A 19,640-nucleotide genomic window follows, 5' to 3' on the forward strand; every position below is an offset into this window, starting at 1 on the left:
AAATACAAGTAACTATATCATATTATTACAAATATTCTTTAAATATAGAAATATCATTACATTGATAAATAATAAATAAATGTTTCCAAAACTTATCTTAGACCAAAAACAAAGATTTATATAGATAGCCTAATTAAAAATCTACTTATTTCTAACACTAAACAATTATTTATACTTTAAAATAATTTTACATACCATACTAGAAAAATACTATAATCCTATTGTAGGCATTCTTTTAATTATAGATCATAATACCTAAATAATATATAATTTTTCAGTTTCTTCAAAAAAGGTAAAAAGTGAAGGTTACCATATTAGGAGCAGGAGCATTTGGTACAGCTATAGCACTTGCACTATCTGATAATAATATAAAAATTAACTTATGGAGTCGTAATCAACAAGTCATACAGTCTATACGTTCTATACAAGAAAACTCCATATATTTACCAAATTATAAACTTTCACCAAATATAAGTATTGTCCATGAAATCTCTACAGCTTTATCTGACAGTCCATCATCAATCATTATTGCAGTACCTACACAAGAACTACGAAATTTGTGTATTAATATACAAAAAACACATATCACCTCCTCTACTCCTATATTAATATGTAGTAAAGGTATTGAAAATACATCTCTACTTCTTCCAAGTGAAATAGTCAGTGAAATATTTCCTAATAATCCCATATTTATCTTATCAGGTCCAAGTCTAGCACAAGAAATAGCACAAAAATTACCATGCTCTCTTGTACTAGCAGGTACAAATGACAGCCTAGCACAATACTTAATATCAAATTTTCATAATTCTGTTCTATCAATCACGTACACAAAAGATCTGATAGGCGTACAAGTTGGAGCTGCAATAAAAAACATCATTGCTATCGCATGCGGTATCATAATTGGCAAGCAGCTTGGATACAATGCATTAGCTACTGTGATTACAAAAGGAATGGAAGAAATTAAAAATTTATATATAGCAAAACACAATAACTTTAATCTCTCAACTTTAATAGGTTTTTCATGCTTGGGAGACCTAGTATTAACATGTACTACAACCCATTCTCGTAATATGTCTTTCGGGGTTACAATTGGAAAAGAAAATAGTGTTATATTTCACAAAAATATATTACTAGCAGAAGGCATAACTACTGCAAAATCTATCCCTCTTTTATCACAAACATTTAATATTAAACTACCTATTTGTACAATCATATACCAGCTATTATATGAAAATTTAAATTTAGATAACGCTATTAAATATATGCTATACAACTAGATAAGCTATAACACATACTATATTTGAAAAATAATTTTATAATTGTGTAGCTTCACATACCATCGTAACGTATCTTTGCTTATAGCCCCATATTAAACTATCATAATACCGTATTAATATTTACTACTACACATCTCATGTATTTCTTCTATATTACTTTATAATAAATCTTTTATTGATATTAAAATCTTCTCTTTTTAACTTCACTATAAAACTATAATACCGTATTAATATTCACTGTACACATTTCATGTTATTCTATATAACCTTATAATAAATCCTTTCATTAATATAAATCTAACCTGATACTCAATTAATATCTTACATACTACATGCTACCTTTCCCGTATATTATAAACTTGTAATGAACCTTCTATTGATATTTAAGATCTTTACTAATTTTATACAACTTTATAATATAAAACTTAAAATACCCATCATCTTGATTAATAACAACATACAATACCATTTATAAGCAAAACAATATCAGTTAGTTTTTGCTGTATCTATATTATATAATCCCAATACTTTTAATTTACGATGTAAAGCTGATCTTTCCATTCCTACAAATTCTGCAGTTTTCGACACACTACCACCAAATCGAGATAATTGAGTTTTTAGATATTGCCTTTCAAATTCCTCTCTTGCTTGCCTTAAAGGCACAGACACCATCCTTGCACTTAAAGTATCATTTACAGCTGAACCTGATATTATTTCTGCTGGCAAGTCTTCAACAGTAATAATTCCTTCTGAAGACTTCATGATCAAAACCCATTCCAGTACATTACGTAATTGACGTAAATTTCCTGGCCAACTATAAGATTGCATTGCTATAATAGCATCATTACTAATTACATGATCAGCAAGTCCCATTTTTTTACATATACTTTTCATAAAATATCTACATATTTCAGGAATATCTGAACAATACTCACATAGCGATGGTACTACAATAGGAAGTACATTTAACCTATAATATAAATCCTCACAAAATCTCCCTAATTTAACCTCATCTTTAATAACTCTAGAAGAAGCAGCTATTACTCTTGCATCAATACCTATCGGAATTTTACCATTCTCCCTATATATTTTTCCCTCTTGTAAAAGTCTTAATAATCTTAGTTGAACATCATATCGTACCTCTGTTACTTCATCTATAAACAATGTACCACGATTAGCTTGTTCTACTATACCAATATTTGGCAACAACTTATTAGGTAAAGAATTACTATATTCTTCAATACCAAAGATATTAGCTAAATAATTATTCGCAGGCATCATAGAAGTACACATAGTAACAAATGGAGTATCACAACCTTTTGATTTTTTATGTATCAACCTAGCTACTACTTCTTTTCCTGTCCCAGATGCACCTGTAATAAGAACGCGACTAGATGTTATTGACGCTTTTTCAATAATGTTCCTTAAATTCCTAATAACAGGAGAATTACCTATAAATTCATAGTCTTCAAATGAAGCTTTTAACTCATCATTTTCCCTTCTCAGTCTTCCAGATTCTATTGCCCTTTTAACTGCTAATTTCAATCTATTTTCTGTAAAAGGTTTTTCTATATAATCATAAGCCCCCTTGTGCAAAGACTTTACCGCAGTTGCAACATTCCCATGACCACTAATCATGATAACAGGCAAATAAGGATACCTCTCTTTAAGTTTTTCCAATACACTTAATCCATCTACATCAGACCCTTTTAACCATATATCTAATAATACAACATCCGGTTCTTTTTCATACGCAAGCTTTATAGCAGATAACCCATCAACTGATGATTTAGTAGCATAGTTTTCATCACTTAATATGTCCCTAATCAGATTCCTAATATCAGCTTCGTCATCAACTATTAAAACCTCCGATATGCAGAATCTTTTTGCCTTCAACATAATAGCTCCTATGATATAAAACTCACATTATATGAAATATTTAAATCACTCAATTATATCATTACAATAACAATACACCTAATAATATAACCTCATACACTTACATTCAACAAGTAAATATAATGATGATAGTATATGCAATAAAATTACTGTATAATGTAATGCTATAAATACAAATATTAAAATTTTAATATTGTATATACAATAAACAATGCAGAATTATATAGCTAATATTTATTTTTCTATGAATTTATGTAAACAATATAATGCTTTTTAAAAATTTAATTGTTAGATGCTATATTTAAAGAAATTGAATTAATTTATAACATACAAGTTTTTTTTTTGTGTACTAACAAAAATTATAAAAAGTATTAACTTACTGTACTACTGCCTTATCAAACTACTAATATCTATAGATATAAATTTATCACTTTTCAAATCTTACTTACTATCATCATATAATATCAAAACTATCTTATAAAATTACAAATATTTAGAATACAATTTATTAAATTACATGTTACATTATTAACTTTCCTAATTTAAAATTACTAGCAACATATATACTTTTATTGTTTTATATAAATTTTGCCATCAATACGCATATCCACCATTTTCCAGGTTACAAACTCATTAGATGTTCTATTTAAATATGTTAAATAATTCCACGCAATATGCGGATTATTTTCTGGAAGTCGCACCTCTAGTCCACTAGAAAAAACTATATTCCATCTTCTATCACCTACCCATACAAAAGATGAAATCATAGTACTTAATATACTATTATCATTTAAAATCTCTCGAACAAAATATAAATTTTTCAAAGCATTATCACCATAAATAGAAATTAAGTTATTTACTCTACCACTTTTAGCTACTATAACATGTCCTGTATTATCAATAATTGAGTTAACCCCATTATGTACCCAATTTGCAAAAGCAAAATACTCCTGAATTTCAATATATATGGTACCAGGTAAAACTCTTTTAATAATCACGTCTTTAATCCATTTGCTACTGGATTTTATTTTATCCCGCAAATCATTAATAGACAGAAATATAATAGTGCCTCTTCTATCTACAAACTGCAAAATTTCGCTTTTACTTACAGATTTGTTACCACTAATAATTACCTTATCAATTGCAAACCCATTATCTACTAAAAAGTGAGATATACTAGTAATAAACGTATAATATATTCTATTTACATGATATAAAACATAGTTTTTAGAAAAGTACAAAATAGTAAAACTAAACATGAAAATAATAGCAACAAAAATACATTTTTTTATAAAATATACTCTACTTCTTATCAAATACTTCTTTTGCAAATTACTCACCAAACTCATTGTTAATTACCATTCAATAACTATTTACCTTCATTAATTGATCTATATACCGACCATAATTATTATTAGGATATAAAACATCTTTTACTACTAAATCCACCAACTCATCATAACTTATACCACATTTACGTGTAATTATATCAGGAAACGCAGAGTACTCTGTCATACCGGGATGAGTATTTATTTCTAGTAATTTAAGTAATTTTTTTTTAGGATCATATCGAAAATCTATTCGTGCCATTGTTTTACATCCTAAACACCTATATAGTCTTAAAGATTGCTCAAGAGTTTTATTGTATACATCGATAGGAACGTTAGCGGGAAATATATGATCACACATGTTTTTAGTATACTTTGCATTATATTCATATATAACACCATCAAATAAAAATTCCATCGTTCCTACTGCCCTATCTAAAAATATTGCTGTTTGTATCTCTTGCCCATCTATATACTCTTCTACAATTATCTCCTTACCTAAATCACCAATATTACTGACAGCACTATGATAATCATCATTATTAAAAATAACATATACACCAATGCTTGAACCCTCACTAATAGGCTTAATTACATAAGGATAAGGCAGAATATTACTATTAGAAAGCAACATATCTAACGTTATAACCTTATATACTGGATAATCTATTTTCAATTTATCTAATACATACTTGGTCACAACTTTATTCATTGCAATGGACGAAGCTAAAACCCCTGAATGGGTATAAGGAATTTGCATAACATCCAATAAACCAGCAATAGAGCCATCTTCGCCATATTTACCATGCAAAGCATTATAAACAACATTTGGAGAAGCATTACGCAAATTATTATCAACATTACTATCTACATCGATACTGACAACATTATAACAAAGACGTTTAAGTGATTCTGTTATTAACTTTCCACTCATTAAAGAAACCTCTCGTTCTAAAGACATGCCGCCATTTAAAACCACTATAGATAATTCTTTATTTAAACAATTCACAATATTACCATAATTCTCATAGGTATTTACTACATCACAGTTAAACTAATTAGCGTAGCACACAACATGACATAATAGTGTAAAAACAAAGTTTTTACCCCAACATAACATTATCATAAGCATATAGCTACAACAGCTTCTTAATTTATCAATTAAAAATAATATACAATTTTCCATCCAAAATAAACAGCAGATCATAAAGACATTTTGCTAAAATCAAAACCTTCACCCATAATTAATGCACTGTTCAAATTATAAAGCAACACGTACAACAGAAAAAATACAGGCGCTAAGAATTATTGCACGATATAATTACATAAATCTCATAAAGTACAGTCCTATAATTTGTCACACTAGTTTCACAGAAAAATACCTTTTACTATTTTATTAATTTAAAGCAATCCTAATAATACTTAACTGATATGCTTGCTTTTGCTTTATAAAAAAATCACAAGTTAATTAACATTAACAAACACTAGTTGTTTAGAGAAAATTTTCTATCTTTTAGCTTACTTTCAAAGCAATCCCAACAATCCTTTTCAAGGGTAACATTATATACTTGATTTATCTGTAGAATACCACAAGGAGAAGTAACATTAATTTCCAATAAGTAACCATTCAGAATATCAATACCCGCAAAAACTAACCCTCGAGATAATAATTCTTTACCTACTAACGAACAAATTTCATTATCACGATCTGATAATGTAGTAGCTTCTGGAATTGATCCTAAAGTTAAATTTGTTCTTATTTCATATTGAGATAATATTTTACGTTTTATTGCACCTATTGGTTTTCCATCTAAAAGTACTATCCTTTTATCACTATATATATCAGGTAAAAACTTCTGAACAACTATTGGACAATTATATTTTGAAATCATTAAGCTAGCTATAACTTCTATATTCATTATTTTACAAAATCGTATTACATCATTACCCCCATAACTATAAAGTGGTTTCAAAATCACGTCCTCATATTCCTGATAAAAGTACCTAATCAATTGGATATTCTCTGTAATCAAAGTGGGAGGAATAAATTGTGGGAATGATAAAGGCAATAATTTTTCCGGGCAATCCCTAAGACTTTTTGGATCATTAATTAAAACAACGTTTTTTAGTTTTTCCAAAATATATGTTGAAGTAATATACCGCATGTTAAAGGGCGGATTTTGTCTAATAAATAATATATCTAACGATTCAAGATCAAGCTCTTCTTCCTCGCCAAAACATAGCATATTATTTTGTACATATACAATTGATGCTTGCGCAATTGGTTTATTTAATTTAAAAGCAAGTTGATGTGGCTCATAAAAGAACACTAAATATCCTCTTCTTTGAGCTTCTTTAATAAAATGAACAGATACGTCTTTTTCAGCAATAACATCCCTATCCATTTGAAAGGCAATTCTTAACAACATAACTGCTTACTAATGTCGTAATTTACTATCTTTAAACCTAACGTAACTAATTACTTGTTTAACACCCCTAATCTTTCGTACTGCTGATACAACAGTATCTAGCTCTTTTTTATCTTGGGCAATGCCCATTAGGTAAACAATACCATTAATTGTACTTACACTATAATTTATTGATTTAACACCTTTGCGTCCAACTATACGTGCCTTCACCTGTGTACTAATGACACTATCTATAGCAAGTTCCTTTAAATTTAATCCACTTTTTTCAACATTAATTTCATTCACTACTTCTCTAACATCTTTCTGCTGCCAAGCTATTTTTTCAGCACTAATTCTTTTTTCTAGTGATTTGACATTCCCAAGCAGTAAAACTCTCCCCTCATTTACCTTAACTGTTACTGACGAAAAGATGCCTATTTTAAATAGCTCTTTATTAATCTTAATTAAAATTGCTGTATCATCTATTGTATCTCCAACTGAACGATCTTGAAGCGTAACAATTGCACCGGTAGTAACAGCTAATCCTGCTAAAATAGCCGTACAACTAGTCTGGCTAATCATTAAGCAAACTACCAGTAGTAAATTAATAATACGCATCGCATCAAACATAGATTTCCTTATTGCTATATAAATAAATTTTTTAACTGTGTAAACATATTTGATATATTAATTAAGGTAACGTACAAATATAAAAAATATCTTCAATCTATAAAAACACTTTAAACAATAGCACTATTATAATAAAATGATAAATACATAAAATTATAAAAAATTATGCAAACATATAGGACGCACTTATGTAACCAACTAAGAGAATGCGATATAAACAAGGAAGTTACTTTATCTGGATGGATTTACAGAAAACGTGATCACGGTGGTATCGTTTTTGTAGATTTAAGAGATCATTATGGCATTACCCAATTAGTGTTCAACGCGTCTACACACAATGAAATTTTTAATACTATCACTAATATTAGATTAGAAAGCGTTATTACAGTACAAGGAACAGTAATTGCTAGAAGTAAAGAAACTATTAATACAACTTTAGAAACTGGGTACATAGAAATATACGTACATCATTTAAATATTGAAACAGAGTCCAATATATTACCAATAAATATTTCCAGCACTGCTGAGTACCCTGAGGAAACAAGATTAAAATACAGATTTCTAGATTTAAGACGGGAAAAAATACGAAAGAATATACTTTTAAGATCTCAAGTAATTGCTGAATTCAGAAAGATCATGTGGGATCAAGGATTTATCGAAATACAAACTCCGATACTAACAGCATCATCTCCTGAAGGGGCAAGAGATTATCTAGTTCCAAGCCGTATACACAAGGGTAAATTTTACGCTTTACCTCAAGCTCCTCAAATATTTAAGCAATTACTTATGACAAGTGGATTCGATAAGTATTTTCAAATAGCCCCTTGTTTTCGGGACGAAGATGCACGTGCTGATAGATCCCCTGGGGAATTTTATCAATTAGACATAGAGATGTCTTTTGTTACTCAGAATGACATATTCAATACTATTGAGCCAATATTATATACTATCTTTACAAAATTCTCTAATAAAAAAGTATCACGCAATTTCCCTAAAATATCATATCATGATGCAATGTTAAAATATGGGTCTGACAAACCAGACTTAAGAAACCCGATCATTATTACTGATATGACAGAAATCTTTCAAGATGCAAATTTCAATACATTTAGAACAAATATCCTTTCAGGTATGGTAATAAGAGCAATACCTGCCCCAAATACTGCAAATAATTCTAGAAGCTTTTTTGACAGTAAAATAGAGTATGCAAAAAAGATCGGTGCTAAAGGCCTTGGCTATATTACATTTGATAGTAACTTTACTGCAAAAGGTCCTATAGCAAAATTTTTAAATGAAGAACAAATAAAGAAAATACAAATTACTGCTAACCTTAATCCAGGAGACAGTATATTCTTTATATCAGATATGCCAAACAAAGCTTCTATACTTGCAGGAGAAATTAGAAAATTGTTAGGTACGGAATTAAATTTAATAGAAAAAGATACATTTAAATTTTGTTGGATAGTAGATTTTCCTTATTTTCAGTACAATAATACAGAAAATAAAATAGACTTTTTTCATAATCCATTTTCAATGCCTCAAGGCGGTATAGAAGCTTTAAATAATGCAAATCCTTTAGATATCTTAGCTTATCAATATGACATTGTTTGTAATGGTGTGGAAATTTCAAGCGGAGCTATACGTAGCCACAAACTTGACATAATATATAAAGCTTTTTCCATTGCTGGATACAATAGAGAAGACGTTAATCAAAAATTTGGTTCAATAGTACGAGCATTTAAATATGGAGTACCACCCCACGGAGGTATAGCACCAGGAATAGATCGCATATTAATGCTATTGGCTGATGTATTAAATATTAGAGAAGTTGTATGTTTCCCGCTTAACCAAACAGGAGAAGACTTATTAATGGGAGCGCCATCAAAAATTTATGATAATCAATTAAAAGAATTATCACTATCATTAAAAGAATCAGAAACCAAAGATAATACATAATTTAATATAAATAAACACGAATTATAGCACGTAGTGCGTTATTATCTATACTGTAAAACCCTTAAAGTTACTTTTATTAGTAATGGATACAGCAAAAGATACAACCCTATGAAGGAATAAGCAATTTTTATAATGTACTGAAACCTATACTGCACTAAAGAAGCTTTACAATATGCTTAACAATACATAAAAACTCATTAATTAAATGTATAATCCAAAATTCTAATCAAAAATCACATATTAAAAAATAAATCTAAGTAACACATTTATAAAATTTACTTATAAATAATAAACCCCATTAATATATAATTAACACACTAATACAATCAAATAGCTATCCTATAACATAGTAAACTAATATAATACCTCCTTCCCCCTCCCCTTAACATAAGCACTTAATAAGAGATTTTTAAATTTATACGTACTAAAATAGCTTTATAACTAATAACTATATCACAATAATGGCTTATCAATTTACAATTTATTGGCATTGAAAATACCTATTTAATAAATCGTAATACTATAATGTATCTTCAATTACATAACTTAGCTAACTTACGTTGTATATATCATTATGGTAATTATATTATTACTTTAATTTCAATTAAGATTAATTTGCAAGCTTTATAATAATATTAATATCATGTTAACTTAAATATTGTCAAATATATCTTTTATATATACACTAAATATTATGATATACCCTACAAATGTACCATCAGCCGTAATATTTGACTGGTATAATACCATAGTTAACACTAGTAACATAAATTATCAAATTGTTAGTCAAACCTTATCAAAAAAAAATAATGCTTTGCTCAATAGCAAGTTAAAAAAATTAAGTATATCACATGAACAAATACTTAATAAATCACAAACACAATATAAAATACAACTTAATGACAACATATTAGAACTACTAGAATTGTTACATCAAAATAATATAAGCATGGCCATTGTTAGTAATAAAAACGGTCATTATTTACGTCGTGATGTTTATGATATTGGTATTGCAAAATATTTTAAAAGTATAATAGGAGCTGGTGATACACCAGAGAATAAACCTTCACCGAAACCAATATTAGCAGCATTAGAAATGATAAACCTTCCACCAAATGAAAAAGTATTTTTTATCGGAGACAGCATATCAGATGTAGAAAGTGCAAAAAATGCAAATTGTTTTCCTATAATGTATAACAGCAACATTAATATTAGTGGAGTTTTATCCTTTACTCATTTTAAAGAATTTAGTAACCTTATAATAAATTTGCTGAATTAAAAAATGAATATATTAGCAACTATCCCACAAAGAATTTTTGCAAATGTTATTGATTCTACAATATTACTAATTTTCATATTCCCATTTTCGCTAATATCTTTAGATCTACCATGCATTTTTTTACTATATAGTATTACTGTAAATTGTAGCTATTACACATATTTTTTATCATCGTCAACACAAGCAACTCTTGGTCAAAAACTTTTAAATATTCATACCGCTAAATGCAATAATAATAAAATTGATACACAAACAGCATTTGATCGAACACTTTCTGAATTTTTATGCCCAATCATTATTATGATACTAACCCAAATAGTAAATATTGCCCACAAGTCATCATTCATTGTAATCACAGCACTTTTTGCTCAAATAGTAATACTGGTTATGTATGTCTATTGGTACTCAATTGCTATATTTTCACAAAAACGGCAAACTTTTCATGATATCCTTTTTGACACTATAGTTGTCACAGGAAAATTTACTAACAAAAAATAATTTTTATATTTTTTTATTTTTGTAATAATAGTATATATATTATAGTAGGTAAGCTTATACTATTTAATAGTATCCAAATCGGTCAATTATACATATAATAAAAAAGAAAATTTATGATGAATGGCCTTAATGTTGTAGCACGCGTTATGAATAAAAAAATTAAAGAATATTTATATAGCTATTAGTAATTTGTCAGATTTTACACATGGTGAAATATATGGTCAGTCTTTTTCTGGTACAATACACATGATAGAGAAATTAATATACCGCTTTAGCAAAAACACATGCGATGGTAATCTAAATTTAAAACATTTACTAGGTAGTAAAGGTGCAAATCTTGCAGATATGTGTAATATCGGCGTAAGAGTACCTCCCGGTTTTACAATCTCAACATCCACTTGTAATTATTACTACAAGCATAACAAACTTCCTGAAGAAATCTTTGATCAACTAGCAAAAGCAATAGAGTTTCTTGAAGAAGAAGTAGGCCTTAAGTTTAATGATCCAGTAAATCCATTACTAGTGTCAATACGCTCAGGAAGTGCGAAATCAATGCCAGGAATGTTAGATACCATTTTAAATGTTGGGCTCAACGATGAAATAACAGAAGGGCTAGCGAAAAAAAGCGGGCAACGTTTTGCATACGATAGCTATAGAAGATTCATTCAAATGTATGCCAATACAGTTATGAAATTAGATAATTATTTATTCGAGGAAATACTAAATAATAAAAAAAGAGCAATGAATATTGCTCTTAACAATCCAATTACGGATTCATCAACATTAAAAGAAATTACAGAAGAATTTCAAGAAATTATACTTCAACAAACTAATAAGAAATTTCCTCAAAATGTACATGATCAACTATATAGCTCTATTATCGCCGTATTTAAATCATGGATGAACAATAGAGCCATTACATACAGAGAAATACATAATATACCTCATGACCTTGGTACAGCTGTAAATGTACAATCAATGGTTTTTGGTAATATAAATCAAAATTCAGCAACAGGAGTAGTTTTCACTAGAAACCCATCCACAGGAGAAAAGAAAATATTTGGAGAATTTCTTGTAAATGCACAAGGTGAGGATATAGTATCCGGTACTATTGACCCTATGCCAATCAGTAAAATGCAAACTTTAATGCCACACATTTATGATGAACTGACAGAAGTATGCAATAAGCTTGAGGTACACTATCATGATATGCAAGATATTGAATTTACTGTACAAAATGGTACGCTATGGATTTTACAAACTAGATCAGGAAAACGTAGTGCTCAAGCCATGTTAGAAATAGCTGTAAGTATGGTTAAAGAAAACCTGATATCAAAGGAAAATGCCATTTTACAAGTTGATTATAACTCTTTTAATCAACTACTTCACCCTGTACTTGAAAGTAATTATAATAATATAATTATTGAAAAAGGATTACCAGCATCTCCAGGTGCAGCCTCCGGGTGTGTTGCTTTTACATCTAGTGATGCTGAACGTTTAACAAAAGATGGTAAAAAAGTAATTTTAATACGTCAAGAAACTAATCCTGAAGACATTAATGGAATGAACAGTGCTGTAGGAATTATTACTCTAAGAGGTGGTATGACATCTCATGCAGCTGTAGTAGCTCGTGGAATGGGAAAACCATGTATTTGCAGTGCAAGTGGATTATTTATTGATAAGAATGAGGAATTTTTTTATACAAATAACAATATTAAAGTCAATAAAGGAGATAACATTACAATTAATGGTAGTACTGGAGAAATTATATTAGGTAGTATCAAAACAGTCACTCCGCAACTTTCACAAAGTTTTTATGATTTTATGGGTTGGCTCAATGAAATAAAAGTAATAAAAGTTATGGCAAATGCAGATACTCCTGAAGATGTAAATAAAGCAATTACGTTTCAAGCAGATGGTATAGGTCTATGCAGAACTGAACATATGTTTTTTGCACATAATAGAATTACTATCATGCAAGAAATGATCATTGCAAGTGATGTACAAGAACGTAAAAAGTCCTTAGCAAAACTTGAAGTTATGCAAAAAGAAGACTTTAAAACCATATTTTCATGTATGGCTGGGAAACAAATCACAATTAGATTACTAGATCCTCCTTTACATGAATTTTTACCAAATAATGATGCTGCATTAATGGAGATCTCAAAAAAAACAGGAAAATCTTTTAGCGATCTTAAAAACAAGGTATCATGTCTTTTAGAAAAAAATCCAATGTTAGGGCATAGGGGATGTAGGCTTGCAATATCATATCCTGAAATATACCAAATGCAAGCAAAGGCAATTTTTACTGCAATAAAAGAGCTAAAAGAAGAAAAAGGAATTAATAACATAATTCCTGAAATAATGATACCATTTATTATTAGTGAAAAAGAGATTATTATTATTAGCGAGTTAATAAAAAATGTATCTATTCAATTTAACAATATACCTTATAGCATAGGTACAATGATAGAATTACCAAGAGCAGCATTGATTGCAGATAAACTCGCTAAACATGTTCACTTTTTTAGTTTTGGTACAAATGATCTTACACAAGCAACTCTAGGTATCTCACGAGATGATGCAAATAACTTCATAGGATCATATAAAACTGCAAAAATATTTCAGCATGACCCTTTTGAGTTTTTAGATATTGAAGGTGTTGGACAATTAATTAAAATAGCCTCTACCCTAGGAAGAAAATCTTCTTCCAATATTAAAATAGGAATATGTGGAGAACACGGAGGCACTGCTGAAACTATAGAGCTATGTCATAAACTAGCATTAAATTATGTATCATGTTCCCCTTATAAGATTCCAGCTACAAAGTTGCTAGCTGCACAATATGTAATAGCACAAAAATAAGGGCTTCTATAATAGCAAAACATCTTATGGTTTGACTGTACAGAATATAATTTGTAAAATAAAAGCCATCTTTTATTACTATAATAAATAAAATAATTTTTATTTTCTTAATAGTTAATTAATGCTATAACAACCACAACTTCAAGTTAAAAAATTAAATTATATATTTGCTGCATAAATTAATTCTTACAATGGTTGTTTAATAACCGCACTTAACACAACATTTATAACTTCAAGATATACATATATTACATCAATTGAACAAATCATAATTAATTATCACTATTAATTCATCATATAAAAGTCACATGTATATAATCCAAAATGGTTTTAATATAAAAAATTTCAACAATATTATTATATAATAACCATTTACAATTAAGTACAAATCCTAAGTATATATCAATATGAATATAAAAATATTATCAAAAGTACATCTTTTATATTTCAAATTAAAAATTTATCATAAATACATTAGTTATTTATATTAACAAAAATCTTCTTTCATATGAGATATATGTCTTAAATATGAACAACTTTATAAATCAGCTATTACAATATTATAATAGCCTTACATTCACGTTTTAAAAAGCTACGCTATAGTACTCATTATATATACTTTAAAAAACACTTTTCTTAATATGATTTTTTTGCTATTTATATGATAAAGAATAGTAAACGTTTCTTGATGAAAATATGCACCTTACTCTGCAAAGCAAACATTTTAATGATTATTGCAGTTTTGTTACCATTTTTATGTGCAGTGCTTATCTTAATGCTCAGAAATTTATTATATGCAAAACAACTTATTACTTTAGTGTCATCTTTGGCACTAATAATCATAATTATAAACATTTACAGCACTTTCGTAAAGGATAAAAGTGCTTTCCTATTAAATTACTATTTTCTTTATCCACAAATACTTATAAGCTTTAATATAGAAATTATCGGGATGATGTTTAGCATTTTAGCCTCATTCTTATGGCTAATAACTAATATTTATACATTTAGTTACATGTATCATAACGATTCACATAATAAAAAGCAAAGTATTTTCTATGCATCATTTGCTGCTAGTATAGGGTGCACTATATGCATTGCTTTTTCTGGCAATTTAATAACACTATTTATATTTTATGAATTACTTACAATTTGCACTTATCCATTAATTACTTACTATATTAACAGTAATTCACAATTATCCGGTAAATATTATATAAAAATATTATTATGCACCTCTATTGCATTATTTTTTCCCGCTATAGTAATAACTTTTAATATAACTGGAACTTTAGATTTTCATAATGGTGGTATATTTAAAGGTGATATATCAGCTCCTTTCCTTATTCTTATAATAACATTATTTTCTTATGGCATAGGAAAATCAGCAATTATGCCTACACATTTTTGGCTGCCAAAAGCAATGGTCGCTCCAACACCCGTAAGTGCATTATTGCATGCTGTAGCAGTAGTTAAATCTGGTGTATTTACTATATTAAAAATTATAGTTTATATAATGGGAGTACAAAAAACACATATAATAGTTGCACCAGAATACAACATATTAATGTATACATCAGCAACAACTGTAATAATAGGTTCATTAATTGCAATGCAGCAAGACAATTTAAAAAAGCTGCTTGCATACTCAACTATATCGCAACTATCATACATTATAGTAGCTGCATCGCTTTATACAAATGCCTCTATAAAAGCTGCTATTTTCCAGTTAATATCTCATGCTCTAGGAAAAATCACATTATTCTTCGCAGCTGGTGCAATATATACGTCTACTGGAAAAAAAAATATAAGTGAAATTCATGGTATAGGAAAATATATGCCCATTACTATGATAGCATTTAGCATAGGTGCACTTACAATGATAGGAGTTCCACCAACTTCTGGGTTTTGGGGTAAGTTTGATATTATTTCTGCATTGTTACATCAAAGAAATTTTTTCGTTATGTCAATTTTAATACTAAGCACTTTATTAAACACAATGTACTTTATGCCAATAATATACAAAGTATTTTTCATGCCATCTTCAATACATAATATAAAAGAAGCACCAAAATGTATGTTAATCCCTATGCTTATCACATCAATATGTACTTTAATACTATTTTTTAAACCAAGCATTATACACCATATGATGAATTTTATTACCTTTCAATAGTTTTTTATACAGTTATTAAGTATCCAACCTCCCCTAATTAGCTCATTAGATATTATTATAGCATTTACTTGTAAATTAAAAATTGACTTAAATCCATGTTACATATTGACTATATACAATAAGTAAATTATCTTTGTTAAAGTCATGTTTTGTAATCCTGGTTTATATAAGTTATGGATGGCTTTCACTTAAATAAAATTGCAACAGCAGTTTTATTTGCATCATTTCTTATATTGGTTATTAGTAACATAGTTGACCTAATATATAACCCTCATAATCATAAAGATAATGTAAAAGGATATGAGATTACAATATTACCTAAAGATGAAGCTACACAAAAATTACCAGAAAAAACAATAGATATAAAGTCTTTGATGATAAATGCCAGTGCAGAAAAAGGTAAAAACATATCAAAAAAATGTATAGCATGTCATACATTTGAAAAAGGAGGTAAAAATATGGTAGGTCCAAACTTATGGCATATAATAGGTAATAATAAGGCTCACTTGAGCAATTTTAACTATTCTAAAGCGCTACTTAATAAAGGTGGAATTTGGTCAGAAGAAGATTTATTCATGTTTCTAACAAAGCCTCAGGCTTATATAAAAGGAACAAGAATGTCCTTTGCAGGTATATCAAATCCTAAGGATATCGCTGACTTACTAGCATATTTAAAATCATTAGAGGAATAAAGAATGACAGACTACTCTCCAAGCTTCTTAGTATTAGATCACAATAACAATCATAAAATAGCATACCGTCAGCTAAAAAAAAATAGTAATCTACCTTCAATATTACTTCTGGGAGGGTTTGGGTCAAATATGTACGGAGAAAAAGCAACAGCCTTATATAATTACTGTAATAAACATAACTTAAATTTAACTGTTTTTGACTACTTAGGGCATGGACATTCAAGTGGAAATTTTACTGATTATACTATTGGCGATTGGTATAAAAACTGCATTAGTGTTATAGAATCATTAACTAATGGACCCCAAATTATAATCGGGTCAAGTATGGGAGGATGGCTTATGTTATTAATAGCACAATCTTATCCTCATAAAGTTATAAGTTTACTCGGATTAGCACCAGCACCAGATTTTACAGAAAATTTAATTTTTAATAAACTTACACAAGAACAAAAAGATTGCTTACATACTAATAATCAAATAATTTTTACCTTTAATAAATATGAAGACCGTTCATACGATATAACAGATAATCTTATTAAAGACGGCAGGAAACATTTACTACTAAATAATGATAATATCAATATTAATTGTCCTGTTATTTTAATACATAGTATGAGCGATCTAGTAGTTCCATATAGTACATCTATACATGTAGCAGAAAAGATAACATCTACAAATGTTAACTTGCATTTAATTAAATCAGGTAATCATTATTTGAGAGATGAACACTCTTTAAATGTAACTTTCAGTGCAATACAATCACTGTTAGCTCAATGTTAATATCCTGTGCTTTACTTAAACACCAATATACAGGGTTACATAACTTTCACTTCATAGTATTTATATTTGCAGCAAAAAACTAAAAATTATAAAAGTTATTTTTTAAGTATTAACTGCATTTACTTAAAAAGTTACCCAAGAAAACAACAATAATAAATGTTCTTATATAAAGAGAACTCTTACACAATCGCTGTTAGCTCAAAAAATGTAAATGCCTTATATTGTGTGCTTTCAACTCAAAAAAGCAAAAAAGTTACAATATACAAAATTAACATCTTTGACAGTAATATATATTAATTATATATCACAAACAAAATCAGAACCTACAAAAGTAGTTTCAAGTATCAAACTAGACATTTACTTAATGATAGTAAAGCATATTTAAGCAATAAACACTCTTTATAAATTAAAATTTCTATAACATAAAAAAAACTCAAACTCTATTTTATATTGTCATAAAAAAATTAAAAACCTTTTTGGCTATAAATTAATCATCAAACTTTAAAGCTTTTACTAAAAAATAAAATACCATACTATTAACAGATACATAAAATAACATTATTTTCAAATTCCTCTTACAATTTAGTCATTTGGCAATTACTGAATTACGCTATTAATAGCTGCATAAATGAGATATTATTACTAATTCACATTACTGCATAAAGCCTTCTTTACAATTTAGTATTTGACAATTACTAAATTATGCTATTAATAGCTACATATAATAATATTATTATTACTAATTCAATATTACTGCATATCAAATACCTCTTTACAATTTAGTCACTTGGCAATCACTGAATGCAATTCTACTTTCTGTAACTTTTTGAGTATATTTACCATCCTCACTAACATTGGCAATTTTATGATGGATTGTACCACGTATAGTATCAAGCAACTTTTTATTGGATCTTTCATCCTGACCACTAATATTGATACTTTTATGATGAACCATACCACGTATAGTATCAAGTACCCTTTCTGAGAATAATTTTTTACTTTTCACGTTACCTGCATCATTTTCTTGACTAGGAGTATTATCACGTTCTTCTAACTTTTTCTCCATTTTTTTCAAAAATGATTCTTTACTTTCTTTGTAAGTGACCATCTCATCATCAACTACTTTATGTGACGATACTATTTTCGCACTTTTGCTAATCACATTGTCAAGAAGCTTCACCGCATTATATAAATGCTGTTGCGACATTCTATAAGTCCCATTTATTGCACTCATTTTAGTAATTCTACCATCCTTAACTTTTATCATACCAGCACACATTACTGGCTTTTCTTGTACTAGTACACCATGACCACGGCTTAAAACAACATACTTATCAAAAAAATGACGTCCTGTTGAGTCATCAAGTATCAATAACCTACCGTCAGGAGTAACAACGTAAGGTAATTCATTTTTTATTGCAATACGACTTCCGATTGACCTAATATTTTTTACATCTGTATTATATAATGCACCTTTTGCATTATGCAGTCTATATTTTCCATCATCACACTGTTTTATGACTCCAGTTCCACGAGACTTACCGTCATAAGAAAATTCTGAAAAATATACTTCTACATCTAGTCCTAACTCATTATTCATAAATTTTGGTTCACGTCCTTGACATATAGAACTTTGCTGTTCTTTAGGTATTATAGCACGCTCAGTATAAAGATTTTCCGTTAGTCGTAGCTTATTACGTTCTGGATATCGCTGTTGTCTTGCTATAATAATGCCTGAACTATTAGTGTTGACATATCTTCTTATGCGTTGTGGATCCACAATACTATATAAATTTTGTGCTTTTGTTAATATATTTATATTCATATTTACTCTTAATAAATGTTAATAATA

The 19,640-nt window shown here is 28.5% G+C and carries 14 protein-coding genes; 8 read left to right on the forward strand and 6 right to left on the reverse strand.

Features of this window, described 5'->3' with window-relative positions:
- Positions 1–299 precede the first annotated feature (299 nt).
- Entirely contained in the window at positions 300–1,277 is a 978-nt protein-coding gene (locus NLO413_RS02250; protein ID WP_045808910.1) for an NAD(P)H-dependent glycerol-3-phosphate dehydrogenase, read from the forward strand.
- Positions 1,278–1,763: 486 nt separating this feature from the next.
- On the opposite strand, the gene NLO413_RS02255 is transcribed toward NLO413_RS02250, so the two are convergent.
- The 5 genes from NLO413_RS02255 to NLO413_RS02275 form a co-directional block, all read right to left on the reverse strand.
- Complete coding sequence (locus NLO413_RS02255; protein ID WP_045808911.1) at positions 1,764–3,176, reverse strand: sigma-54-dependent transcriptional regulator; 1,413 nt, start codon at positions 3,174–3,176, stop codon at positions 1,764–1,766.
- A gap of 569 nt (positions 3,177–3,745) precedes the next feature.
- Complete coding sequence (locus NLO413_RS02260) at positions 3,746–4,525, reverse strand: cell division protein FtsQ/DivIB (RefSeq protein WP_045808912.1); 780 nt, start codon at positions 4,523–4,525, stop codon at positions 3,746–3,748.
- A gap of 13 nt (positions 4,526–4,538) precedes the next feature.
- Positions 4,539–5,513, reverse strand: coding sequence for a D-alanine--D-alanine ligase (locus NLO413_RS02265; protein WP_232295901.1), 975 nt, complete (start codon positions 5,511–5,513; stop codon positions 4,539–4,541).
- Positions 5,514–5,988: 475 nt separating this feature from the next.
- Positions 5,989–6,933 (reverse strand): glutathione synthase, encoded by a 945-nt coding sequence (gene gshB, locus NLO413_RS02270; RefSeq protein WP_045808913.1) that lies wholly within the window; start codon positions 6,931–6,933, stop codon positions 5,989–5,991.
- A gap of 9 nt (positions 6,934–6,942) precedes the next feature.
- On the reverse strand, positions 6,943–7,530 hold the full coding sequence (locus NLO413_RS02275; RefSeq protein WP_045809368.1) for a BON domain-containing protein: 588 nt from the start codon (positions 7,528–7,530) through the stop codon (positions 6,943–6,945).
- A 177-nt stretch (positions 7,531–7,707) separates the two neighbouring features.
- On the opposite strand from NLO413_RS02275, the gene aspS reads away from it, so the two are divergent.
- The 7 genes from aspS (at position 7,708) to NLO413_RS02310 (ending at position 17,788) form a co-directional block, all read left to right on the forward strand.
- The gene (aspS, locus tag NLO413_RS02280; RefSeq protein WP_045808914.1) at positions 7,708–9,498 is read left to right on the forward strand and encodes an aspartate--tRNA ligase; all 1,791 of its coding nucleotides are present in this window, start codon (positions 7,708–7,710) and stop codon (positions 9,496–9,498) included.
- Between the two features lie 694 nt (positions 9,499–10,192).
- Positions 10,193–10,777 (forward strand): HAD-IA family hydrolase, encoded by a 585-nt coding sequence (locus tag NLO413_RS02285; protein ID WP_045809369.1) that lies wholly within the window; start codon positions 10,193–10,195, stop codon positions 10,775–10,777.
- A gap of 3 nt (positions 10,778–10,780) precedes the next feature.
- Entirely contained in the window at positions 10,781–11,275 is a 495-nt protein-coding gene (locus NLO413_RS02290; protein WP_045808915.1) for an RDD family protein, read from the forward strand.
- 246 nt (positions 11,276–11,521) lie between these two features.
- The gene (ppdK, locus tag NLO413_RS02295) at positions 11,522–14,140 is read left to right on the forward strand and encodes a pyruvate, phosphate dikinase (RefSeq protein WP_045809370.1); all 2,619 of its coding nucleotides are present in this window, start codon (positions 11,522–11,524) and stop codon (positions 14,138–14,140) included.
- A gap of 1,015 nt (positions 14,141–15,155) precedes the next feature.
- A complete protein-coding gene (locus NLO413_RS02300) occupies positions 15,156–16,316 on the forward strand; it encodes a proton-conducting transporter transmembrane domain-containing protein (protein ID WP_320408733.1) in 1,161 nt (386 codons plus the stop codon).
- Between the two features lie 173 nt (positions 16,317–16,489).
- On the forward strand, positions 16,490–17,008 hold the full coding sequence (locus tag NLO413_RS02305; protein ID WP_045808917.1) for a c-type cytochrome: 519 nt from the start codon (positions 16,490–16,492) through the stop codon (positions 17,006–17,008).
- A 3-nt stretch (positions 17,009–17,011) separates the two neighbouring features.
- Positions 17,012–17,788: an alpha/beta hydrolase gene (locus tag NLO413_RS02310; RefSeq protein ID WP_045808918.1), complete on the forward strand. Its 777-nt coding sequence runs from the start codon at positions 17,012–17,014 to the stop codon at positions 17,786–17,788.
- A gap of 772 nt (positions 17,789–18,560) precedes the next feature.
- Here the strand turns inward: NLO413_RS02310 and NLO413_RS02315 are convergent.
- On the reverse strand, positions 18,561–19,613 hold the full coding sequence (locus tag NLO413_RS02315; protein WP_045808919.1) for a hypothetical protein: 1,053 nt from the start codon (positions 19,611–19,613) through the stop codon (positions 18,561–18,563).
- Between the last annotated feature and the right edge of the window lie 27 nt (positions 19,614–19,640).

It is taken from the genome of Candidatus Neoehrlichia procyonis str. RAC413 (genome assembly GCF_000964795.1).
GTDB classification, from domain to species: domain Bacteria; phylum Pseudomonadota; class Alphaproteobacteria; order Rickettsiales; family Anaplasmataceae; genus Neoehrlichia; species Neoehrlichia procyonis.